Below are 22,948 nucleotides of genomic sequence, written 5' to 3' on the forward strand. Positions count from 1 at the left end.
GTTCGGTTCAGCTCCTGTTTTCGTGCGGACGGGGGGCGGGATGCGCGTCGAGCGAGGTCAGCTCGGCGCGCAGTCCTCGGTGTACATCCTCGTACACCTCCAGGTGTCCGTCCGCCGGGAGGTCGTCCACCTCGGCGAGACGTGCCAGGTGGGCGTCGATGCCGGGATGCCCGGTGGGCTGCCGCTCGACCCCGAGCGGGGCGGCCCCGGCGGGCTCGTGGGCGTCCCGCGGGGCCACCGCGTCCGCCGGCTCCGGTACGGGCTCCGCGTCCTCGGGCTGGGGCGTCGCGTCGTTCATGGCCACGACGCTACCGTGAACCCCTGGGGTACGGTCGACGGCGATGGCGACGATCACGGAGTGCCGCGGCGCACTCGAGAAGCTCTCGGACAACCTCGCGCGGGCGGACGGCGACGTGCGGGGGGCGGCCGCGCTCGACCGCACGCTGAGCTGCCACGTCACGGACCTGGACAGCACGTTCACGGGCCGCCTCGCGGACGGCCGGATCCACGTCGAGTCCACGGTGGAGGGCCCGCCGAGGTCCAGGGCCCAGATCCGGCTGGCGATGACCGGCGACGACCTGGTGGCGATGGTGGGCGGCGAGCTGAACTTCGCGAAGGCCTGGGCATCGGGCCGGGTGAAGCTGGAGGCGGGCTTCCGCGACCTGCTGCGTCTCCGCTCCCTGCTCTAGGGTCCTGTCGTCGAACTCCCGAGAGCGCGTGCCAGGCGTCGTGGGGCAGGCGGGAGTCCGACGACCGGCCCCAGCGGGCGTACGACCCCGCCGGCGGGTGCCGAAGCCCTCACTTCCGCAGCGCGGGCTCCTGCACCACCGGCCCCTGCGCCTGCCCCACCGGCTCCGACGCCCCCTCGGGCCTCGGCGCCCGTGCCTTGCGCCCCGCCGGTACGACCAGCGGCGTCCCCGTCTCGGGGTCGTCGATGACCTGGCAGCGCAGCCCGAAGACCCGCTCGACCAGCTCGGCGGTCACGACCTCGGCCGGCGGGCCCTCGGCGACCACCTCGCCGTCGCGGACGGCGATGAGGTGGGTCGCGTACCGGGCCGCGTGGTTGAGGTCGTGCAGGACGGCGACGAGCGTCCGCCCCTGGGTCTCGTGCAGCTCGGCGCACAGGTCGAGGACGTCGATCTGGTGCTGGATGTCGAGGTAGGTCGTCGGCTCGTCGAGCAGCAGCAGCGGGGTCTGCTGGGCGAGCGCCATGGCGATCCAGACGCGCTGGCGCTGACCGCCGGACAGCTCGTCCACGTACCGCCCGGCCAGTTCGGCGACGCCGGTCGCCTCCATCGACTCCCGGGTGATCCGCTCGTCCTCCGGGGACCACTGCCGCAGCAGTCCCTGGTGCGGGTAGCGGCCGCGGGCGACGAGGTCGGCGACGGTGATGCCGTCGGGCGCGACGGAGGTCTGCGGCAGCAGGCCGAGGGTCTTGGCGACCTTCTTCGCGGGCAGCGAGTGGATCGACCGCCCGTCGAGCAGGACGCGCCCCCGGGTGGGCTTCAGCATCCGGGAGAGGGCCCGCAGCAGGGTGGACTTGCCGCAGGCGTTCGGCCCGACGATGACGGTGAACGAGTGGTCGGGGATCTCGACGGACAGCTCACGGGCGATGACCCGCTGCTCGTACGCGAGGGTGACCGATTCCGCGCTCAGGCGCTGCTGCCGACCGTCCATGCCCGTACTCCCGTATGCCCCTCAGCCCCAATGAAGTTAGGTTAGCCTACCCAACTTACAGCCCGATTCGTGCCAGCGCCTTCCCCGCGTCCGCCGTACCCCCGGCATCGGCCGCCGACCAGGCGGCCCCGCAGAGCGCCCGCACCCCGTCCATCACGTCCGCGCCGGCCGCCTCCGCGCCGTCGAGGACCAGCTCGCCCCCGCTCACCGAAGCGCGCCACCCGCCGCACACGAACCCGCCGTCCCCGTCGGCGACGACCTCCGGCTGCGCCACGAGCAGCCCCCGCAGATCGGCCCCCACATACGTCGGCCGGTGCTCCGGCACGGCCCTCAGCAGCTGCGGCACGTCCGTCACCCCGGTCAGCACGAGCAGCGAGTCGACCCCGCCGTTGAACGCGCCCTCGATGTCGGTGTCCAGCCGGTCCCCGACCACCAGCGGCCGTCGGGCACCGGTCCGCAGCACCGTCTCCCGGTGCATCGGCGGCAGCGGCTTCCCCGCCACCTTCGGCTCCACCCGGCCGCCCGTGGCGATCCGTACGACCTCCACCGCCGCCCCGTTCCCCGGCCCGATCCCCCGCGCACCGGGAATCGTCAGGTCCGTGTTCGAGGCGTACCAGGGCAGCCCCCGCGCCACCGCGTAGCTCGCCTCCGCGAACCGCGCCCAGGGCATGTCGGGCCCGCCGTACCCCTGGACGACCGCCACCGGGCCGTCATCCGCCGAGTCCACCGGCACGAGCCCCCGCTCGCGCAGCGCGACCCGCAGCCCCTCGCCGCCGATGACGAGCACCCGGGAGCCCGCCGGCACGTCGTCGGCGATCAGCCGGGCCACCGCCTGCGCCGAGGTGATGACGTCCCCGGCCTCGGCCGGAACGCCCAGCTCCGTGAGGTGCTCGGCGACCGCGTCCGGCGTCCGCAGCGCGTTGTTGGTGACGTACGCCAGGTGCATCCCGCCGGCCCGTGCCGTCCCGAGCGCGTCGACGGCGTGCGGCACCGCCTCCCCGCCCGCGTACACGACACCGTCCAGGTCGAGGAGGGCCGTGTCGTACGCCTCGCTCAGCGGCAGCGCGCTGCCTCCCGGCCGATTCCCGCCGACGTCCTGCTGTCCCTGGCCGTCCCGCACCGTCACCGCGCACTCCTCGTTTCACCGGGTGGAAATCCCCCGCTCCCCCGATCATCGCTCATGCCCGTCCCCCACATACGATGACGAGATGAACACCTCAGGTCACGCGGCCGCCGACGTCCGCGACGACGCCGCAGGGCTGCGCCTGGCCCCGTTCCGTGGACTCCGATACGTCCCCGAGCGGGTCGGCAGCCTCGCCGCCGTGACGTCTCCCCCCTATGACGTCGTCGTCCGACCTGACGGACTTCTCCATCTCGAATCGGCCGACCCCCACAACATCGTCCGGCTGATCCTCCCGCAGGCGATCACCGCCGGCACCCGCCACCGCAAGGCCGCCGTCACCCTCGACCGCTGGCTCGCGGACGGCGTCCTCGCCCCCGACCCCGAACCCGCGCTCTATGTGTACGAGCAGCACGGCGACGGCATCCTCCAGCGCGGCGTCATCGGCGCCCTGGAGCTCTCGACCCCGACCGACGGCGTGGTCCTCCCGCACGAGGACGTCATGCCGCACGTCGTCGAGGACCGGGCCGCCCTGATGCGGACCACCGCCGCCAACCTCGAACCCCTGCTCCTCACCTATGTCGGGCGGGAGTCCAGTGGCGCGGACGAGGTCATCGAGCGGGCCGTCCAGGGCGAACCGCTGCTCTCCACCACCACGGAGGACGGCTTCCACCACCGGCTGTGGGCGGTGACCGACCCGGCCGAGCAGGCCGTCGTCGCCACCGAGCTCCGCCACCACCAGGCACTGATCGCCGACGGCCACCACCGCTGGGCGACCTACCTCCGCCTCCGCGACGAGCACGCCTCGCCGGGCCCCTGGAACCACGGCCTGGTCCTCCTCATCGACACCGCTCGCTACCCGCTGCGGGTCCGCGCCATCCACCGTCTCCTCAACCGGCTGCCGGTCGCCGACGCCCTCGCGGCCCTGGGCGACTCCTTCCGGGTACGCCGGATCGAGGGCGCGCTGCCGGACGCCCTGGCCGCTCTGGAAGCCGCCACGGCCGAGGGGAACGCCTTCCTCCTCGCGGGCGACGGCACCTTCCACCTCGTCGACCGCCCGGACCCCGCCCTGCTCGACCGCACGATCCGCGCGGACCGCCCGGAGGCCTGGCGCACCCTGGACGCGACGGTGCTGCACTCCACGCTCCTGGAGCACGTCTGGGGCATCCCGGACGCCCCCGAGGACATCGCCTACATCCACGACACGCAGGCGGCGGTGGCTCAGGCGGAGCGTCGCGGCGGTACGGCGGTCCTGATGCACCCGGTACGCGAGGAGGTCGTACGGGACCTCGCCCGCCAGGGCGTCACGATGCCCCGCAAGTCGACCAGCTTCGGCCCGAAGCCCGCGACGGGCCTGGTCCTGAGAAGCCTCGCGCTGGACTGAACGACCCCACGCAACGAAAAAGGGCGGCACCCCCGGAGGGGTGCCGCCCTTCATCACTTACGGACCGCGTCAGGCCTTGTCGCCGGCGCTGTCGTCCCGCACGTCCTCGTCGAGGTCGTCGTCGAGGATGTCGTCATCCTCGTCGTCCTCGTCGTCGTCCAGGTCGACGATGTCGTCCGGGGCCTCCTCGGACTCCTCCTCCGACTCGTCGAACGCGTCGACGAACTCGACTCCGTCCATCTCGGCGAGCCGGTCCGAGGCGTCCGTGGCCCCGTCCTTGTCGGACTCCAGAGCCTTGGCGAACCACTCGCGCGCCTCGGTCTCACGGCCGGCGGCCAGCAGGGCGTCGGCGTAGGCGTACCGCAGGCGCGCGGTCCACGGGTGCACGGCGCTGGAAGCCAGCTCGGGGCTCTGCAGCGTCACGATGGCCGCGTCGAGCTGCCCCAGGTCGCGGCGGGCGCCGGCGGCCACGAGCCGCATCTCGACCTGACCGGCCTTGTCGAGCTTCTGCACCTCGGGTTCGCCGGCCATGGCCAGCGCACGCTCGGGCCGGCCGAGGCCGCGCTCGCAGTCGGCCATGACGGGCCACAGCTCCACGCCACCGCTCATCCGGCGGGCGGCACGGAACTCGGCCAGCGCCTCGGAGTACTTCTGCGTCGCGTACGCGGCGAAGCCGGCGGCCTCGCGCACGGCGGCGACACGGGAGGCGAGCCGCAGGGCGACGCGCGAGTACCCGTACGCCTGCTCCGGGTCCTCGTCGATCAGCTGGGCGACCATGACCAGGTTGCGGGAGACGTCCTCGGCCAGCCCCTTGGGCAGGCTCATCAGCTCCTGACGCACGTCCGGGTCGATCTCCTCACCGGTGACCTCCGGCGGGATCGGCAGACGCTTGATGGGCGCGCGGTCGCTGCGCTCCCGGTCACCACGGTCGTCACGGCGCCCGTAGCCACCCCGGTCGTCGCGGCCACGGAACCCACCACGGCTGTCGCCGCCACGGTCGTCCCGGCCACGGAACCCACCGCCGCGGTTGTCGCCGCCACGGTCGTCGCGCCGGAAGCCACCGCCACGGTTGTCGTCCCGACGGAACGAGGAGGGACGCTCGTCACGCCGGTCGTCACGACGGAACCCACCGCCACCGCCGCGGTTGTCGCCGCCACGGTCGTCACGCTGACCGTACGAGGGACGCTCATCCCGACGGAACGACGAAGGACGCTCATCACGCCGGTCGTCACGACGGAAGCCGCCGCCACGGTTGTCCCCGCCACGGTCGTCACGCTGACCGTACGAGGGACGCTCATCCCGACGGAACGACGAAGGACGCTCATCACGCCGGTCATCGCGACGGAACCCACCGCCACCACCACGGTTGTCGCCACCACGGTCGTCACGGCGGAAGCCACCGCCACGGTTGTCGCCACCGCGGTTGTCGCCACCACGGTCATCGCGGCGGAAGCCGCCACCACGGTTGTCCCCGCCACGGTCGTCACGCTGACCGTACGAGGGACGCTCATCCCGACGGAACGAAGGACGCTCATCACGCCGATCGTCACGACGGAACCCGCCGCCACCGCGATTGTCGCCGCCACGGCTGTCGCCACCACGGTTGTCGTCGCGGCGGAAGCCGCCACCACGGTTGTCGCCACCGCGGTTGTCGTCCCGGCGGAAGCCACCGCCACCGCCACGGTTGTCCCCGCCACGGTCGTCACGACGGAAGCCGCCGCCACGGTTGTCCCCGCCACGGCTGTCGCCACCACGGTTGTCATCCCGGCGGAAGCCACCGCCACGGCTGTCGCCACCGCGGTTGTCGCCACCACGGTCATCGCGGCGGAAGCCGCCACCACGGTTGTCCCCGCCACGGTCGTCACGCTGACCGTACGAGGGACGCTCATCCCGACGGAACGAAGGACGCTCATCACGCCGATCGTCACGACGGAACCCACCGCCACCGCGATTGTCCCCGCCACGGTTGTCGTCGCGGCGGAAGCCGCCACCACGGTTGTCGCCACCGCGGTTGTCGTCGCGACGGAAGCCACCGCCACCGCCACGGTTGTCCCCACCACGGTCATCGCGGCGGAAGCCGCCACCACGGTTGTCGCCGCCACGGCTGTCGCCACCACGGTTGTCATCCCGGCGGAAGCCACCACCGCGGTTGTCGTCGCGACGGAAGCCACCTCCGCCGCTACGGTTGTCGTCACGGCGCGGCCCACGGAAGCCGCCCCGGTCGCCACCGGCACCGTCCCCGCGACGCGGCTCGCGCTCCGGACGGTCGTCGGGAGAGTTGGTGGACATCGGTGTGACTCCTGTCTTCGGGTACTGCAGTCATTCTCGCGCAGCCGGCACTCGGCCGCGCATCGGAAAAGTCAAGCAAAAAACAAAAGGACCCCTGGTCCCAGCGTGAACGCTGGGACCAGGGGTCCTGAAGAATTGTTCGGCGGCGTCCTACTCTCCCACAGGGTCCCCCCTGCAGTACCATCGGCGCTGAAAGGCTTAGCTTCCGGGTTCGGAATGTAACCGGGCGTTTCCCTAACGCTATGACCACCGAAACCCTATCGGTTTCGAGCGAACAAGCACACTCTGTAGTTATGTTCTAGCTCTAGAAACCAGCAACCGTTCGTTGCTTCAGAACTAACACAGTGGACGCGAGCAACTGAGGACAAGCCCTCGGCCTATTAGTACCGGTCAGCTCCACCCATTACTGGGCTTCCACATCCGGCCTATCAACCCAGTCGTCTACTGGGAGCCTTACCCTCTCAAGGAGGTGGGAATACTCATCTCGAAGCAGGCTTCCCGCTTAGATGCTTTCAGCGGTTATCCCTCCCGAACGTAGCCAACCAGCCATGCCCTTGGCAGGACAACTGGCACACCAGAGGTTCGTCCGTCCCGGTCCTCTCGTACTAGGGACAGCCCTTCTCAATATTCCTACGCGCGCAGCGGATAGGGACCGAACTGTCTCACGACGTTCTAAACCCAGCTCGCGTACCGCTTTAATGGGCGAACAGCCCAACCCTTGGGACCGACTCCAGCCCCAGGATGCGACGAGCCGACATCGAGGTGCCAAACCATCCCGTCGATATGGACTCTTGGGGAAGATCAGCCTGTTATCCCCGGGGTACCTTTTATCCGTTGAGCGACGGCGCTTCCACAAGCCACCGCCGGATCACTAGTCCCGACTTTCGTCCCTGCTCGACCCGTCGGTCTCACAGTCAAGCTCCCTTGTGCACTTACACTCAACACCTGATTGCCAACCAGGCTGAGGGAACCTTTGGGCGCCTCCGTTACTCTTTGGGAGGCAACCGCCCCAGTTAAACTACCCATCAGACACTGTCCCTGATCCGGATCACGGACCGAGGTTAGACATCCAGCACGACCAGAGTGGTATTTCAACGGCGACTCCACAACCACTGGCGTGGCTGCTTCAAAGTCTCCCACCTATCCTACACAAGCCGAACCGAACACCAATATCAAACTGTAGTAAAGGTCCCGGGGTCTTTCCGTCCTGCTGCGCGAAACGAGCATCTTTACTCGTAGTGCAATTTCACCGGGCCTATGGTTGAGACAGTCGAGAAGTCGTTACGCCATTCGTGCAGGTCGGAACTTACCCGACAAGGAATTTCGCTACCTTAGGATGGTTATAGTTACCACCGCCGTTTACTGGCGCTTAAGTTCTCAGCTTCGCCACACCGAAATGTGACTAACCGGTCCCCTTAACGTTCCAGCACCGGGCAGGCGTCAGTCCGTATACATCGCCTTACGGCTTCGCACGGACCTGTGTTTTTAGTAAACAGTCGCTTCTCGCTGGTCTCTGCGGCCACCCCCAGCTCAGAGTGCAAGACTCATCACCAGACGTGGCCCCCCTTCTCCCGAAGTTACGGGGGCATTTTGCCGAGTTCCTTAACCATAGTTCACCCGAACGCCTCGGTATTCTCTACCTGACCACCTGAGTCGGTTTAGGGTACGGGCCGCCATGAAACTCGCTAGAGGCTTTTCTCGACAGCATAGGATCATCCACTTCACCACAATCGGCTCGGCATCAGGTCTCAGGCTATGTGCTGTCCGGATTTACCTGGACAACGCCCTACACCCTTACCCCGGGACTACCACCGCCCGGGCTGGACTACCTTCCTGCGTCACCCCATCGCTTACCTACTACCACCTTGGATCAGCGGCTCCACCACTTTCCTTTCCCCGAAGGGTCCGGAACGGCTTCACGGCCTTAGCATTAATGGATTCGATACTGGGCGTTTCAAAGCGGGTACCGGAATATCAACCGGTTGTCCATCGACTACGCCTGTCGGCCTCGCCTTAGGTCCCGACTTACCCTGGGCAGATCAGCTTGACCCAGGAACCCTTAGTCAATCGGCGCACACGTTTCTCACGTGTGTATCGCTACTCATGCCTGCATTCTCACTCGTGAACCGTCCACAACTCGCTTCCGCGGCTGCTTCACCCGGCACACGACGCTCCCCTACCCATCACAGCGCCCGTTGGGGCTCATGCTGCAATGACACGACTTCGGCGGTACGCTTGAGCCCCGCTACATTGTCGGCGCGGAATCACTTGACCAGTGAGCTATTACGCACTCTTTCAAGGGTGGCTGCTTCTAAGCCAACCTCCTGGTTGTCTCTGCGACTCCACATCCTTTCCCACTTAGCGTACGCTTAGGGGCCTTAGTCGATGCTCTGGGCTGTTTCCCTCTCGACCATGGAGCTTATCCCCCACAGTCTCACTGCCGTGCTCTCACTTACCGGCATTCGGAGTTTGGCTAAGGTCAGTAACCCGGTAGGGCCCATCGCCTATCCAGTGCTCTACCTCCGGCAAGAAACACACGACGCTGCACCTAAATGCATTTCGGGGAGAACCAGCTATCACGGAGTTTGATTGGCCTTTCACCCCTAACCACAGGTCATCCCCCAGGTTTTCAACCCTGGTGGGTTCGGTCCTCCACGAAGTCTTACCTCCGCTTCAACCTGCCCATGGCTAGATCACTCCGCTTCGGGTCTTGAGCGCGCTACTGAATCGCCCTGTTCGGACTCGCTTTCGCTACGGCTTCCCCACACGGGTTAACCTCGCAACGCACCGCAAACTCGCAGGCTCATTCTTCAAAAGGCACGCAGTCACGACCCATTGAGTAAACTCAATGAGCGACGCTCCCACGGCTTGTAGGCACACGGTTTCAGGTACTATTTCACTCCGCTCCCGCGGTACTTTTCACCATTCCCTCACGGTACTATCCGCTATCGGTCACCAGGGAATATTTAGGCTTAGCGGGTGGTCCCGCCAGATTCACACGGGATTTCTCGGGCCCCGTGCTACTTGGGTGTCTCTCAAACGAGCCGTTAATGTTTCAGCTACGGGGGTCTTACCCTCTACGCCGGACCTTTCGCATGTCCTTCGCCTACATCAACGGTTTCTGACTCGTCTCACAGCCGGCAGACTGTGAAAGAGAGATCCCACAACCCCGCATGCGCAACCCCTGCCGGGTATCACACGCATACGGTTTGGCCTCATCCGGTTTCGCTCGCCACTACTCCCGGAATCACGGTTGTTTTCTCTTCCTGAGGGTACTGAGATGTTTCACTTCCCCTCGTTCCCTCCACATGCCCTATGTGTTCAGGCATGGGTGACAGCCCATGACGACTGCCGGGTTTCCCCATTCGGAAACCCCCGGATCAAAGCCTGGTTGACGGCTCCCCGGGGACTATCGTGGCCTCCCACGTCCTTCATCGGTTCCTGGTGCCAAGGCATCCACCGTGCGCCCTTAAAAACTTGGCCACAGATGCTCGCGTCCACTGTGTAGTTCTCAAGCAACGACCAGCCACCCATCACCCTGATCCATAAGAACCAAGTTCACTGGGGCCGGCATCGCGAAGATACAAACCTTACGGCCGTACCCTCAGATACCCAACAACGTGCCAAGCACAGTCCGTTCCTCGATCCCGTTTTCCACGCCGAAGCAGTACTCACGTTTTCTCGGAGAGAGACTGTGCCAACTAATCAACGTTCCACCCATGAGCTGACCGTGCAGAACGTTTGTCTGCAATCGGTACTGTGCTCCTTAGAAAGGAGGTGATCCAGCCGCACCTTCCGGTACGGCTACCTTGTTACGACTTCGTCCCAATCGCCAGTCCCACCTTCGACAGCTCCCTCCCACAAGGGGTTGGGCCACCGGCTTCGGGTGTTACCGACTTTCGTGACGTGACGGGCGGTGTGTACAAGGCCCGGGAACGTATTCACCGCAGCAATGCTGATCTGCGATTACTAGCAACTCCGACTTCATGGGGTCGAGTTGCAGACCCCAATCCGAACTGAGACCGGCTTTTTGAGATTCGCTCCGCCTCGCGGCATCGCAGCTCTTTGTACCGGCCATTGTAGCACGTGTGCAGCCCAAGACATAAGGGGCATGATGACTTGACGTCGTCCCCACCTTCCTCCGAGTTGACCCCGGCGGTCTCCTGTGAGTCCCCATCACCCCGAAGGGCATGCTGGCAACACAGGACAAGGGTTGCGCTCGTTGCGGGACTTAACCCAACATCTCACGACACGAGCTGACGACAGCCATGCACCACCTGTATACCGACCACAAGGGGGGCACTATCTCTAATGCTTTCCGGTATATGTCAAGCCTTGGTAAGGTTCTTCGCGTTGCGTCGAATTAAGCCACATGCTCCGCTGCTTGTGCGGGCCCCCGTCAATTCCTTTGAGTTTTAGCCTTGCGGCCGTACTCCCCAGGCGGGGAACTTAATGCGTTAGCTGCGGCACCGACGACGTGGAATGTCGCCAACACCTAGTTCCCAACGTTTACGGCGTGGACTACCAGGGTATCTAATCCTGTTCGCTCCCCACGCTTTCGCTCCTCAGCGTCAGTAATGGCCCAGAGATCCGCCTTCGCCACCGGTGTTCCTCCTGATATCTGCGCATTTCACCGCTACACCAGGAATTCCGATCTCCCCTACCACACTCTAGCCTGCCCGTATCGGATGCAGACCCGGGGTTAAGCCCCGGGCTTTCACACCCGACGTGACAAGCCGCCTACGAGCTCTTTACGCCCAATAATTCCGGACAACGCTTGCGCCCTACGTATTACCGCGGCTGCTGGCACGTAGTTAGCCGGCGCTTCTTCTGCAGGTACCGTCACTTTCGCTTCTTCCCTGCTGAAAGAGGTTTACAACCCGAAGGCCGTCATCCCTCACGCGGCGTCGCTGCATCAGGCTTTCGCCCATTGTGCAATATTCCCCACTGCTGCCTCCCGTAGGAGTCTGGGCCGTGTCTCAGTCCCAGTGTGGCCGGTCGCCCTCTCAGGCCGGCTACCCGTCGTCGCCTTGGTAGGCCATTACCCCACCAACAAGCTGATAGGCCGCGGGCTCATCCTTCACCGCCGGAGCTTTTAACCAGCTCCCATGCAGGAGCCGGTGTTATCCGGTATTAGACCCCGTTTCCAGGGCTTGTCCCAGAGTGAAGGGCAGATTGCCCACGTGTTACTCACCCGTTCGCCACTAATCCACCCCGAAGGGCTTCATCGTTCGACTTGCATGTGTTAAGCACGCCGCCAGCGTTCGTCCTGAGCCAGGATCAAACTCTCCGTGAATGTTTACCCGTAATCGGGTCACACTCGCGTTGAGCGGGACAGTCAGGCCGGAATAAGGCCGACTGTCCACAGCGTCCTCGCTGTGTATGTTGCCTGCTGACCACGAGGGCCGACAGGACTTTCAAAGGAACCCTGCCATCCGAAGATGGACGGGGTATCAACTAATCTGGCGTTGATTTTTGGCACGCTGTTGAGTTCTCAAGGAACGGACGCTTCCTTTGTACTCACCCTCTCGGGCTTTCCTCCGGGCTTCCCTTCGTGTTTCCAACCTTACCAGATCCTTTTCCGTTCCGTTTCCGGTTCGGAGTTTGTTTCCGGTGGCCTGTTGGCTGCCTTTCGCCTCTCGGCGTGGTCACTACTTTAGCTGATTTCCTCGGTGGCTCATAATCGAGCCATTCGAATTCGAATTCCGGCATGCCGAAATAAGCCCCTGCTGGGGAGTCATCTTGAGTAGTGGGTGGCAGCTGCGGGGTGCTTGAACAAGCAGGTCCGTGTCCAGCTGCTCGGGCTACGTTAGGCGGTCGAGCGCCCCGAGTCAAGGGGACGCTTCCGTGGCGTGTGGGGTCGGTAGGGACTGACCGTCGGGTCGTCCGTGATCCAGAAGCGCCATGGGTGCGGGGCGCCGTCGCCGCCCACCCCCGTACGAGGGCCGCTACTGATCCGTTCCTGGGCGGGCGGGGTGCCGGTGAGGACGGCGAGCGGGGCCTCGGTGCCGGCGCAGGTGTCGGTGCCGTTCAGGGAGCGGCCGATGTCGAGGGCCGTGGCCAGCCGGGCCGGGCCCTTGGCCAGCTCGTGGTCGGTGCGGGCCGAGCGGCGGCGGGGGCGCGCGTGGTCGGCTCCCCGGAGGATCTCCCCCGCGCGGAGCAGGACCCCGCTCGCCTCGCCCTCCGGGCCGCACACCAGGTTGAGGCAGTGCCACATGCCGTAGGTGAAGTAGACGTACGCGTGTCCCGGCGGGCCGAACATGACGGCGTTGCGCGCCGTCCGCCCCCGGAAGGCGTGCGAACCGGGGTCGATCGCTCCGGCGTACGCCTCCACCTCCGTGAGGCGCAGTTCCATCAGTCCTTCGGGTGAACGACGTACAAGCGTGCGGCCCAGCAGATCGGGGGCGACCTCCAGGACCGGGCGGTCGAAGAAGGCGCGCGGGAGCGGCGTACGGTCGGGGGTCTCGATCATGGCGCCCGAGCGTAGTGGGGTCCGGTGGGGAACCGGCTACGGTCGTCGCGCGTATGTAGAGGTCAGGACTGAGAAGGAGTGAAGGTCATGGGATTCAAGAAGCTGCTCGCGAGCCTGGGTGCCGGCGGGGCCACCGTGGAGACGGTGCTCACCGAGGAGAACGTGGTCCCGGGCGGTGTCGTCCAGGGCGAGGTGCGGATCCAGGGCGGCAGCGTCGACCAGCAGATCGAGGGGCTCTCCGTCGGACTGCAGGCGCGGGTCGAGGTCGAGGGCGGTGACCAGGAGCACAAGCAGGACATCGAGTTCGTCAAGGTCCGTCTTGGCGGTGCGTTCGAGGTGAAGGCCGGCGCGGTGCACGTGGTGCCATTCGGTCTGGAGATCCCGTGGGAGACGCCGGTGACCTCGGTCGCCGGGCAGCAACTGCGTGGCATGAACATCGGGGTGACGACCGAGCTGGAGATCGCGCGCGCGGTGGACTCCGGCGACCTGGACCCGATCAACGTGCACCCGCTGCCGGCGCAGCAGGCGATCCTGGACGCCTTCCTCCAGCTGGGCTTCCGCTTCAAGAGCGCGGACATGGAGCGCGGGCACATCCGGGGGACGCGGCAGAAGCTGCCCTTCTACCAGGAGATCGAGTTCTTCGCGCCGCAGCAGTACCGGGGCCTGAACCAGGTCGAGGTCAGCTTCGTCGCCGACGACCGTGAGATGGACGTCGTGCTGGAGATGGACAAGAAGCCGGGTCTGTTCGGTGAGGGCAGCGACTCGTTCCGCGCGTTCAAGGTGGGGCTGCACGACTTCCACGCCACCGACTGGGCGGCTTACCTGAACCAGTGGCTCGCCGAGGTCGGCGGCCGTCGCAACTGGCTCTAGGCTCGGCCCCGTAAAGGCTGCTGAGGCAGTACGGGCGATCCGGAGGTTTCGACGTGTCCGAGGGCAAGAGGGCGCCGCTCCCCCACGACTTCCATCCGCCGGTGGCGGCGTTCACCGTGGTGAGCGACGACATCGCGCCGGGCGGGGTCCTGAAGGACGCGCAGGTGTACGCGGCGGGGAACACCTCGCCGCAGCTGCGCTGGGAGGGGTTCCCGGCGGAGACGAAGAGCTTCGCCGTGACCTGCTTCGATCCGGACGCCCCCACGGGCAGCGGGTTCTGGCACTGGGTGCTGTTCGACATCCCGGTGTCGGTGACGGAGCTTCCCGTCGGTGCCGGGTCGGGGTCGTTCGAGGGGCTGCCGGCCGGGGCCGTGCACGTCCGGAACGACTACGGCTCCCGGGACTTCGGTGGTGCCGCTCCCCCGGCGGGGGACCCGGCGCACCGCTATGTGTTCACGGTGTACGCGGTGGACAGCGAGAAGCTCGGTCCCGACGGTGACGCGTCGCCGGCGGCGATCGGTTTCAATCTGCGCTTCCACACGCTGGGACGTGCCCAGTTGATCGGTGAGTACGCGGCTCCCGCGGCCGGCTGATCGTTCGTTTGTTGTTTGCCCGCTTCTGGTCTTGGAGAGATCAGAAGCGGGCATCTTTTGTTGCGCGGGAAAATTGCGTTGTCCGACCCCGGCCGGTCCGGCCATCGTTGGTCCAGGCTCCATCGCCCCGTCCGGGGCCGGGCCTGCACACGGGAGGTGGGCACAATGCGGGACACGCTGGTACTCAACGCGAGCTTCGAGCCGCTTTCGACGGTCACTCTCAACCGTGCGGTGGTGCTGGTCCTGACGGACAAGGCCGTCGTCGAGCACGCCCATCCCGATCTTCGTGTGCGGGGCGCCGCAGTCGACCTCCCGGTGCCGCGGGTGATCAGACTCTGCCGGTACGTACGGGTGCCCTTCCGAAGACAGGCGCCGTGGTCGAGACGGGGGGTGCTGGTGCGGGACCAACACCGGTGCGCGTACTGCGGGCGGCGGGCGACGACCGTCGACCACGTGGTGCCGCGCGCCCAGGGCGGCGGGGACAGCTGGCTGAACACGGTGGCCTCCTGCGCCGAGGACAACCACCGCAAGGCCGACCGGACGCCGGAGCAGGCGGGGATGCCGCTGCTGCACCAGCCGTTCGAGCCGACGCCGGCGGACGCGATGCTGCTCGCGATGCGGGCGAGCGAGCGGTCCGCGCTGCCGGAGTGGCTGGCGAAGGCGGCCGCGTAACGTCGTTCCGTAAGTGTGGGCCCGTCTCCCCCGGTGTGGGGAGACGGGCCCTCGCGGTCGTACGGGCCCATGTGCCTACCCGCGTACCCGCGTACCCGCTACTTGAGGGTCAGCTGGAGGATCGCGACGACGCCGACCGCGATGATCACTCCGCGCAGGACCGAGGGCGGCAGCCTGCGGCCGACCTTGGCTCCGATCTGGCCGCCGATGGTGGAGCCGACGGCGATCAGCAGGACGGCCGTCCAGTCGAAGTCGGCGACGAAGAGGAAGAAGACGGCCGCGACGCCGTTGACGAGGGCGCCGAGGATGTTCTTGACGGCGTTGATCCGCTGCAGGCTGTCGTGGAGCAGCAGCCCCATCAGCGACAGGTAGAGCACGCCCTGCGCGGCGCCGAAGTACCCGCCGTACATGCTGGCGAGGAAGAGGCCGACGAGGAGGACGGGGCCGCCGTCGGGGTGGGCCTCGGTGCCCGTCTGCTCGCGGCGGCGCTTGACGACGGCGGCGATGCGGGGCTGGAGGAGGACCAGGACGAGCGCGAGGCCGATGAGGACGGGGACGATCGCGTCGAAGGCGTCCGACGGCAGGGCCAGGAGCAGGATCGCTCCGATCAGGCCGCCGAGGAGGGCCACCCCGCCGAGGCGGATGATGCGCGACTTCTGTCCCTTGAGCTCGCGGCGGTAGCCGATGGCTCCGCTGACGGAACCGGGAACCAGTCCCAGGGCGTTGGAGACGTTCGCGGTGATCGGCGGGAGTCCGGTCGCGAGAAGGACCGGGAACGTGATGAGCGTTCCCGATCCGACGATGGTGTTGATGGTGCCGGCGCCGATGCCGGCGGCGAAGACTGCCAGGGCTTCCCAGATGGACAACGCCATCTCCTTACATGGTCAGTGAGTCGCCTCCCCGCCCTGAGATCACCAGGGTCGAGGGGCTCGCACCGATCATGCACGAGGCTTACGTGTACGTGTCAGTCGACCGGCGGTTCGTCTCGCCTTTCGGTCCCGCCGCCCTTGGTGTTGAAGCCGGGGGCTCCGGAGCCGTTGTTCCCGAAGGCTCCCGAGAGGCCCTTGAGGGCGTCGCCGATCTCGCTCGGCACGATCCAGAGCTTGTTGGCGTCGCCCTCGGCGATCTTCGGGAGCATCTGGAGGTACTGGTACGAGAGCAGCTTCTGGTCGGGGTCGCCGGCGTGGATGGCCTCGAAGACCGTACGGACGGCCTGGGCCTCGCCCTCGGCGCGCAGCGCGGCGGCCTTGGACTCGCCCTCGGCGCGCAGGATCGCCGACTGCTTCTCGCCCTCGGCGGTGAGGATGGCGGACTGGCGGGTGCCCTCGGCGGTGAGGATCGCGGCGCGCTTGTCGCGCTCGGCGCGCATCTGCTTCTCCATCGAGTCCTGGATGGAGGTCGGCGGCTCGATCGCCTTGAGCTCGACGCGGTTGACGCGGATGCCCCACTTGCCGGTGGCCTCGTCCAGGACGCCGCGCAGGGCCGCGTTGATCTCCTCGCGGGAGGTCAGGGTCCGCTCCAGGTCCATGCCACCGATGATGTTGCGGAGGGTGGTGACGGTGAGCTGCTCAATGGCCTGGATGTAGCTGGCGACCTCGTAGGTCGCGGCCCGCGCGTCGGTCACCTGGTAATAGATGACCGTGTCGATGTTGACGACGAGGTTGTCCTGCGTGATCACCGGCTGCGGCGGGAACGGGACGACCTGCTCGCGGAGGTCGATCCGGTTGCGGATCGAGTCGATGAACGGCACGACGATGTTCAGTCCGGCGTTGAGCGTCCGCGTGTAGCGGCCGAAGCGCTCCACGATCGCCGCGCTCGCCTGCGGAATGACCTGGATCGTCTTGATCAGGGCGATGAAGACGAGCACCACCAGAATGATCAGGACGATGATGACTGCTGACATCGTGTTCCCCGTGCCCTTCGCTGCCGGTTGACTGCCGGGTGGCCTTCGATGATCGATTTTCGCAGACGCCGGAACCTCATGGGCGAGGTTCGGTCACATGACGACGGCGGTTGCCCCGTCGATGTCGACGACGTCGACCTGCTCGCCCGGTTCGAAGGTCTGTCCCGTGTCGAGTGCGCGGGCCGACCAGATCTCCCCCGCGAGCTTGATGCGGCCCGCGCCGCTGCCGTCGACCCGTTCCAGGACGACGGCCTGACGTCCTTTGAGGGCGTCGACGCCGCTCGCCAGCTGCGGTCTGCCGTCGCGGTGGCGGGCCGCGATCGGGCGGACCACCGCCACCAGGGCCACCGAGACGACCACGAAGACGATCACCTGGGGGACGATGCCGAAGCCCAGGGCCGCGGTCACCGCCCCCGCGACCGCTCCGACCGAGAACATGCCGAACTCGGGCATCGCGGTCAGGACCAGCGGAATGCCGAGCCCCACCGCGCCGATCAGCCACCAGACCCACGCGTCGATGTCCACCTGGTCATGGTAGGGGCGGTGGGGTGCTCGGGGACAGTGCGCGGGCGGCTGTGCGGGACGCCGGCGCTCCGTCCCGCTACTTCAGGGGCAGGCCGTGGGCGGTCCAGCGGTCGCCGACGCGCTCGACGACGAGCGGCAGGCCGAAGCAGCGGGAGAGGTTGCGGGAGGTCAGCTCCATCTCCACGGGGCCCGCGGCGAGGACCTTGCCCTGACGGATCATCAGGACGTGGGTGAAGCCGGGGGCGATCTCCTCGACGTGGTGCGTGACCATGATCATGGAGGGGGCGTACGGGTCGCGGGCCAGCCGGCCGAGACGGCGGACGAGGTCCTCACGGCCGCCGAGGTCGAGACCGGCGGCGGGCTCGTCGAGGAGGAGGAGCTCGGGGTCGGTCATCATCGCGCGGGCGATCAGGGTGCGCTTGCGCTCGCCCTCGGAGAGGGTGCCGAACTTCCGGTCCAGGTAGTCGTTCATGCCGAGGCGGTCGAGGAAGGCCCTCGCGCGCTCCTCGTCGACCGGGTCGTAGTCCTCGTGCCAGGTGGCGGTCATGCCGTAAGCGGCGGTGAGGACGGTCTGCAGGACGGTCTGGCGCTTGGGGAGCTTCTCCGCCATGGCGATGCCGGCCATGCCGATGCGGGGGCGGAGCTCGAACACGTCGGTGCCGACGCCGCCGAGCCGCTCGCCCAGGATGTCGGCGGTGCCCTTGGTGGGGAAGAGGTAGCTGGAGGCGATGTTCAGAAGGGTGGTCTTGCCGGCGCCGTTGGGTCCGAGGATCACCCAGCGCTCGCCCTCCTTGACCGACCAGGAGACCTCGTCCACCAGAGCCCGTCCGTCGCGGACCACGGATACGTCCACCAGCTCCAGTACATCGCTCATGAGCGCGTTGTCTCCCCTTGCGGTCGAGTCGTGTCGTCGCCTTGCGCCGGTGGGCGCGGCGTCCAGGGGAAAACCTACGTTATCGACGGACCGGGCCGGTCCCTAGGGCTTCCTTCGCGCCATCGGAGGCGCCCTAGTCTTGGGGGATGCTTTCGGAACCACGCTCAGGACGCCTGGCCGCCTGGGGCAATGCCCTGCTGGCCGGGGCGGTGTCGCCGGACGAGGCGGCGCTGGCCATTGTCGGGGAGGACGCGGTGCACCGCGTGGAGGGGCTGCCGGGTGAGGCGCGGCCGGTGGGGCTGACGCTGGCGCTCGGCCGGCTGCGGCGGCTCGGGGTGACCGGGTGGCGGGTGGCACTGCCCGCGCCGGGTCATCCGCTGGGGCTGAGCGGGCCGCCGGACTTCAACGCGCGCGCGTTGGACGCGGAGGAGGCGGTGGTGGGCTTCGGTGCGCCGTACGGTCTCGTGCCCGAGGTCTCGGAGGCGGGGCCCGCGGGTGATGTGCACGTGGAGGTGGTCTGGCGCTGTCTGGCGGTCCGGGAGGCGCCGCCCGCGGACGTGCCCTCGCTCGGGGAGGCGGAGCGGGAGCTCGCGGAGGCGCTGCGGGACGCGACGTCGGTGCTGACCCGGCTGGATGTCGCGGCCTCGGGCCCGGCGGCGGACGCGGCGCGGGAGGCGTACCGGGCGCGGGCGGAGGTGGGGCGTGAGGTCCTGGCCCCCGGGTATCCGCCGCGGGCGGTGCGGGTCCTGGAGCTGGCGCAGCGGGTGGGGCTCCTGGTGGACCTGGCGTACGACCACGGCCACGGGGGCGCGGTGAGCGCGTCGGAGATGGCGGCGCGGGGGGATGCGCTGCGGCCGGTGGAGCGGGTGGCCAGGCGGGCCCAGGTCGCCGCGTACAACGCGTACGTGGAGGAGAGGGAGCGGGAACGGGGGTTCTGACCCCTTTCTTTCGACCCGCCCGGCCGAATCCGATGGACGGAGTCCGGCGCAGCGGGCCCGAAGCCCGGGAGGCGCCCCGGCGCCGAGCGGTGCGAGGAGCGCGTCGGGACAAGAAGACCGGCCCCCGGGGGGATCGTCCTGGGGGCCGGTCGGTCTTGGGGTGGCTCAGCCGTTGAAGGCGCCGTTGCCGAAGGCCGGGTTGAGCAGGCCGATCACGTTGACCGTGTTGCCGGAGACGTTCACGGGGACGTGGACCGGGACCTGCACCAGGTTGCCGGAGGCGACGCCCGGCGAGTTGAGGGCCTTGCCCGTGGCCTCGGCGCCGTGCGCGGAGGCGGCACCCGCACCGGCGGCGAGGATGCCGCCCGCGACGATGGTGACGGCGGCGGCCTTCTTGAGGTTCTTCACTTGGTACATCCTCCTGGTCATCGCTGCGGCCGGTCAGCCGCAGCACGCCCTGGAGAACGCCCCGCCGTCCGGCAGGTTGCGCCGAACGGGGGACATACACACGACGGTATGAAGGACTGAACGGTCGTGCGCCCCGGCACATGGGGGGCGCGCGTCAGTCGGTGAGGCCGTGGCGGACGGCCCAGAGGGCTGCCTGGGTGCGGTCCGCGAGGTCGAGTTTCATCAGGATGTTCGAGACGTGCGTCTTGACCGTCTTCTCCGAGAGGACGAGCGCGCGGGCGATCTCCCGGTTGGAGCGGCCGTCCGCGATCAGGCCGAGGACCTCGCGCTCCCGCTCCGTGAGGGTCGAGCCGCGTCCCGTACCCCCCGGGGAGTCCTCCTGGGCGAGGAGCGCGCCCGCCACCTCGGGCTGGAGCAGCACGTGCCCGGCGTGGACGGAGCGGATCGCGCCGGCCAGTGCGTCGGGGTCGATGTCCTTGTATACGTACCCGGCGGCGCCGGCGCGGAGCGCGGGGACCACCGTGCGCTGCTCGGTGAAGCTGGTGACGACGAGGACCCTGGCGGGGTTGTCGAGGGCGCGGAGCCGCTTCAGCGCCTCGATGCCGTCGGTGCCGGGCATCTTCACGTCCATGAGGACCACGTCGGGCCGGAGCTCCTCGGCCCTGGCGACGCCCTCGGCGCCGTCGGAGGCCTCGCCGACCACCTCGATGTCGTCCTGGATCTCCAGGAAGGTGCGCAGCCCTCTGCGGACGACCTGGTGGTCGTCGACCAGCAGGACACGGATCTGCTTGTCAGCCACCGGGAACCTCCATCTCGATCGTGGTGCCCTCGCCCCGGGCCGAGGTCACGGTGAGCGATCCGCCGACGCCGCCGGCCCGGTCCCGCATGGAGACGAGGCCGAGGTGGCGGCCGGCGCTGCGGACCGTACCGGGGTCGAAGCCTTTGCCGTCGTCGGTGACGGTCAGCCGCGCCCCCTGGCCGGCGCGGGCGAGGGAGACGGTGACGAGTCCGGCGTCCGCGTGCCTGAGGGCGTTGTGCAGGGCCTCCTGGGCGACCCGGAGGACGGCCTCCTCCTGGGCGGCGGGCAGGGCGCGGGCCCCGGCGCTCTCGAAGGTGACCCGGGCGCTGTGGGCACGGTCCAGGACCTGGATCTGGGTACGGAGGGTGTGGACGAGGCCGTCCTCGTCCAGGGCCGCGGGGCGGAGCTCGACGACGGCGGCGCGCAGTTCGTCGGCGGCCTCGGCGGCGAGCGCGGCGACCTGCTGGAGCTCTCCCTTGGCGCGGGCGGGGTCACGGTCGACGAGGGCGGCGGCGGCCTGGGCGGTGAGCCGGAGGGAGAAGAGCTTCTGGCTGACGGCGTCGTGCAGCTCGTGGGCGAGGCGGGAGCGCTCCTCGGCGATGGTGAGCTCGCGGCTGCGCTCGTACAGGCGGGCGTTGGTGAGGGCGATGGCGGCGTGCTGGGCGAGGATCGAGAGGAGTTCCTCGTCCTCGGCGGTGAAGCCGCAGCCGCCGGTCTCCTTCGGGCAGCGCTTGTTGGCGAGGAAGAGGGCGCCGAGGGTCTCGTCGCCGTCCCTGACGGGGAGGCCGAGGAAGTCGGACATCTCGGGGTGGGCGTCGGGCCAGCCCTCGAAGCGGGGGTCCTCGCGGACGTCGGCGAGCCGTTCGGGCTCGGCCTTGTGGAGCATCGCGGCCAGGATGCCGTGCTGCCGGGGCAGCGGGCCGATCGCCTTCCACTGTTCGTCGCTGACGCCGTCGACGACGAACTGGGCGAAGCCGCCGTGGTCGTCGGGGACGCCCAGGGCCGCGTACTCGGCGTCGAGGAGCTCGCGGGCGGAGGCGACGATCGTCTTGAGGACGTCGCGGACCTCCAGGTGGCGGCTCATCGCCAGGAGTGCGGTGCTCACGGCGGCCAGGCCGGAGCTCGGTCGATGGCTCATGTGTTCACCGTACCGGCGGGCCGTGACGGTGCGTATCCGTCCGGAGACCATGGTGGCGGGGACCGGGGACCTAGGTCGTAGTGCCCGGGGGCCGCTCTCATCCCCGAGGAGTACGGGGCTCACTGTGCGCGTTGCTCACGCAACGGGCGGTGAGTTCGCCAGGGGCCCGGTGTGAGCCCGCGCATAGGACCCACATCACTTACGAAGCTCGCTAGTGGACCCCGGATGGGGGGTCAGAGTGGGGTGAGCCCGACATCAGGGGGCTTCTGTGGCCCCTGCACGGGCCCCTGATCCACTACCCGGGATCGTACGTCACACCTTTGCCACGGGATTTTGCTGCCGCTAAGAATTGCCCCCGTCGCCGCCGAGTTGGCGAGACACCGCCCCGGTGGAGCGACCCCCTGCGATTCGAAGAGGTAGTCCGTTATGTCTGCGAACACCCCTGGCCACAGTCGTGGTCTGAAGAAGACCCACAAGGCCACGATCGCCGGCGTCGCCGCTCTGGGCGTCGCAGCCATCACCCTCTCCCTCGTGCCGGGCAACGGCAGCACCGAGACCGAGCCGCAGGCTCTCTCCGGTACGCAGCAGGTGGCCTGGTCGTACAACGCGAACAGCCCGCAGGCGAAGGCGCTGGCCGCCAGCATCGACAAGCAGCAGACCACCATCGGTCTGAAGGCCAAGCAGGAGGCCGACGCGAAGGCCAAGGCCGCCGCGAAGGCGAAGGCGGACGCCAAGGCCAAGGCGGACGCGAAGGCGAAGGCCGACGCCAGGGCCAAGGCCGCCGCGAAGGCCAAGGCGGACGCCAGGGCCAAGGCCGAGGCGAAGGCCAAGGCGAGCAAGCGCGCCGCCGAGAAGGCCGCCGCGAGCCGTTCCGTCGCCCGTACCCCGGTCTTCGCGGACAACCTCGACGGCTGGATCCGCGAGGCGCTGTTCATCATGGACAAGCACGACATCCCGGGCAGCTACAACGGCCTGCACAAGAACATCATGCGCGAGTCCAGCGGCAACCCGCGGGCCATCAACAACTGGGACATCAACGCCATCAACGGCATCCCGTCCAAGGGTCTGCTCCAGGTCATCTACCCGACCTTCAAGACCTACCACGTGCCCGGCACCGCGTTCGACCAGTACGACCCGGTCGCCAACATCGTCGCCGCCGCCAACTACGCGGCCGACCGCTACGGCTCCATCGACAACGTCAACAGCGCGTACTGATCCCGGTACCCGGTCCGCTGTCGTACGCCGAAGGGCGGCACCCCCTGTGCGGGGTGCCGCCCTTCGGCGTA

19 protein-coding genes, 3 rRNA genes and 1 pseudogene are annotated in these 22,948 nt (G+C 68.0%); 7 read left to right on the forward strand and 16 right to left on the reverse strand.

Translation table 11 applies throughout. The features are described from left to right. Nucleotides 1-7: 7 nt before the first annotated feature. Nucleotides 8-298, reverse strand: coding sequence for a hypothetical protein (locus tag V4Y03_RS06605; RefSeq protein ID WP_317877270.1), 291 nt, complete (start codon nt 296-298; stop codon nt 8-10). A gap of 43 nt (nt 299-341) precedes the next feature. On the opposite strand from V4Y03_RS06605, the gene V4Y03_RS06610 reads away from it, so the two are divergent. After that, the gene (locus V4Y03_RS06610) at nt 342-689 is read left to right on the forward strand and encodes an SCP2 sterol-binding domain-containing protein (protein WP_317877269.1); all 348 of its coding nucleotides are present in this window, start codon (nt 342-344) and stop codon (nt 687-689) included. A gap of 109 nt (nt 690-798) precedes the next feature. On the opposite strand, the gene V4Y03_RS06615 is transcribed toward V4Y03_RS06610, so the two are convergent. Both V4Y03_RS06615 and V4Y03_RS06620 read right to left on the reverse strand, forming a co-directional pair. Beyond that, nucleotides 799-1,677: an ABC transporter ATP-binding protein gene (locus V4Y03_RS06615; protein ID WP_317877268.1), complete on the reverse strand. Its 879-nt coding sequence runs from the start codon at nt 1,675-1,677 to the stop codon at nt 799-801. A gap of 55 nt (nt 1,678-1,732) precedes the next feature. Further along, nucleotides 1,733-2,803, reverse strand: a complete 1,071-nt coding sequence (locus V4Y03_RS06620) for an HAD hydrolase-like protein (protein ID WP_332434314.1) — start codon at nt 2,801-2,803, stop codon at nt 1,733-1,735. Nucleotides 2,804-2,885: 82 nt separating this feature from the next. Between V4Y03_RS06620 and V4Y03_RS06625 the strand changes: the two genes are divergently transcribed. After that, a complete protein-coding gene (locus V4Y03_RS06625; protein WP_317877266.1) occupies nt 2,886-4,181 on the forward strand; it encodes a DUF1015 domain-containing protein in 1,296 nt (431 codons plus the stop codon). A 69-nt stretch (nt 4,182-4,250) separates the two neighbouring features. On the opposite strand, the gene V4Y03_RS06630 is transcribed toward V4Y03_RS06625, so the two are convergent. From V4Y03_RS06630 to V4Y03_RS06655, 6 genes and pseudogenes are all read right to left on the reverse strand, one after another. Continuing rightward, entirely contained in the window at nt 4,251-5,006 is a 756-nt protein-coding gene (locus tag V4Y03_RS06630) for a hypothetical protein (RefSeq protein WP_332437121.1), read from the reverse strand. A gap of 666 nt (nt 5,007-5,672) precedes the next feature. Then, nucleotides 5,673-6,209, reverse strand: a pseudogene (locus V4Y03_RS33865) (DEAD/DEAH box helicase); the annotation flags it as partial. 398 nt (nt 6,210-6,607) lie between these two features. After that, nucleotides 6,608-6,724, reverse strand: a 5S ribosomal RNA gene (gene rrf / locus V4Y03_RS06640). 106 nt (nt 6,725-6,830) lie between these two features. Beyond that, a 23S ribosomal RNA gene (locus V4Y03_RS06645) occupies nt 6,831-9,953 on the reverse strand. Between the two features lie 287 nt (nt 9,954-10,240). Then, a 16S ribosomal RNA gene (locus V4Y03_RS06650) occupies nt 10,241-11,766 on the reverse strand. The 16S, 23S and 5S rRNA genes sit together here, the layout of an rRNA operon. 513 nt (nt 11,767-12,279) lie before the next feature. Next, the gene (locus tag V4Y03_RS06655) at nt 12,280-12,942 is read right to left on the reverse strand and encodes a DNA-3-methyladenine glycosylase (protein ID WP_332434315.1); all 663 of its coding nucleotides are present in this window, start codon (nt 12,940-12,942) and stop codon (nt 12,280-12,282) included. An 87-nt stretch (nt 12,943-13,029) separates the two neighbouring features. Between V4Y03_RS06655 and V4Y03_RS06660 the strand changes: the two genes are divergently transcribed. The 3 genes from V4Y03_RS06660 to V4Y03_RS06670 all read left to right on the forward strand — a co-directional run bounded on the left by V4Y03_RS06660 (nt 13,030) and on the right by V4Y03_RS06670 (nt 15,077). Then, nucleotides 13,030-13,812 (forward strand): sporulation protein, encoded by a 783-nt coding sequence (locus tag V4Y03_RS06660; RefSeq protein WP_332434316.1) that lies wholly within the window; start codon nt 13,030-13,032, stop codon nt 13,810-13,812. Nucleotides 13,813-13,865: 53 nt separating this feature from the next. After that, nucleotides 13,866-14,405 (forward strand): YbhB/YbcL family Raf kinase inhibitor-like protein, encoded by a 540-nt coding sequence (locus V4Y03_RS06665; protein ID WP_332434317.1) that lies wholly within the window; start codon nt 13,866-13,868, stop codon nt 14,403-14,405. A 165-nt stretch (nt 14,406-14,570) separates the two neighbouring features. Then, nucleotides 14,571-15,077 carry an HNH endonuclease gene (locus tag V4Y03_RS06670; RefSeq protein ID WP_317876209.1) on the forward strand — a complete coding sequence of 169 codons (507 nt, stop codon included), beginning with the start codon at nt 14,571-14,573 and terminating at the stop codon, nt 15,075-15,077. A gap of 98 nt (nt 15,078-15,175) precedes the next feature. Here V4Y03_RS06670 and V4Y03_RS06675 read toward each other — a convergent pair whose 3' ends face one another. From V4Y03_RS06675 to V4Y03_RS06690, 4 genes are all read right to left on the reverse strand, one after another. Next, on the reverse strand, nt 15,176-15,949 hold the full coding sequence (locus V4Y03_RS06675) for a sulfite exporter TauE/SafE family protein (RefSeq protein WP_317876210.1): 774 nt from the start codon (nt 15,947-15,949) through the stop codon (nt 15,176-15,178). A gap of 92 nt (nt 15,950-16,041) precedes the next feature. After that, complete coding sequence (locus V4Y03_RS06680) at nt 16,042-16,980, reverse strand: SPFH domain-containing protein (protein WP_317876211.1); 939 nt, start codon at nt 16,978-16,980, stop codon at nt 16,042-16,044. A gap of 93 nt (nt 16,981-17,073) precedes the next feature. Beyond that, a complete protein-coding gene (locus V4Y03_RS06685) occupies nt 17,074-17,505 on the reverse strand; it encodes an NfeD family protein (RefSeq protein WP_317876212.1) in 432 nt (143 codons plus the stop codon). Nucleotides 17,506-17,581: 76 nt separating this feature from the next. Next, nucleotides 17,582-18,379 (reverse strand): ABC transporter ATP-binding protein, encoded by a 798-nt coding sequence (locus V4Y03_RS06690; RefSeq protein WP_332434318.1) that lies wholly within the window; start codon nt 18,377-18,379, stop codon nt 17,582-17,584. Nucleotides 18,380-18,525: 146 nt separating this feature from the next. On the opposite strand from V4Y03_RS06690, the gene V4Y03_RS06695 reads away from it, so the two are divergent. Beyond that, nucleotides 18,526-19,317, forward strand: coding sequence for a hypothetical protein (locus V4Y03_RS06695; protein ID WP_317876214.1), 792 nt, complete (start codon nt 18,526-18,528; stop codon nt 19,315-19,317). A 165-nt stretch (nt 19,318-19,482) separates the two neighbouring features. Here the strand turns inward: V4Y03_RS06695 and V4Y03_RS06700 are convergent, their stop codons facing one another. The 3 genes from V4Y03_RS06700 to V4Y03_RS06710 all read right to left on the reverse strand — a co-directional run bounded on the left by V4Y03_RS06700 (nt 19,483) and on the right by V4Y03_RS06710 (nt 21,662). Further along, nucleotides 19,483-19,725, reverse strand: a complete 243-nt coding sequence (locus tag V4Y03_RS06700) for a chaplin (protein WP_332434319.1) — start codon at nt 19,723-19,725, stop codon at nt 19,483-19,485. Between the two features lie 154 nt (nt 19,726-19,879). Continuing rightward, nucleotides 19,880-20,524, reverse strand: coding sequence for a response regulator transcription factor (locus tag V4Y03_RS06705; RefSeq protein ID WP_317876216.1), 645 nt, complete (start codon nt 20,522-20,524; stop codon nt 19,880-19,882). Further along, nucleotides 20,517-21,662 carry a GAF domain-containing sensor histidine kinase gene (locus V4Y03_RS06710; protein WP_317876217.1) on the reverse strand — a complete coding sequence of 382 codons (1,146 nt, stop codon included), beginning with the start codon at nt 21,660-21,662 and terminating at the stop codon, nt 20,517-20,519. The genes V4Y03_RS06705 and V4Y03_RS06710 overlap by 8 nt, the downstream gene beginning before the upstream one ends. A 426-nt stretch (nt 21,663-22,088) precedes the next feature. Between V4Y03_RS06710 and V4Y03_RS06715 the strand changes: the two genes are divergently transcribed. Next, complete coding sequence (locus tag V4Y03_RS06715) at nt 22,089-22,877, forward strand: transglycosylase SLT domain-containing protein (RefSeq protein ID WP_332434320.1); 789 nt, start codon at nt 22,089-22,091, stop codon at nt 22,875-22,877. Nucleotides 22,878-22,948 lie beyond the last annotated feature (71 nt).

Origin of the sequence: Streptomyces sp. P9-A4, assembly GCF_036634195.1 — a bacterium.
In the GTDB taxonomy this organism is placed as follows: Bacteria; Actinomycetota; Actinomycetes; order Streptomycetales; family Streptomycetaceae; genus Streptomyces.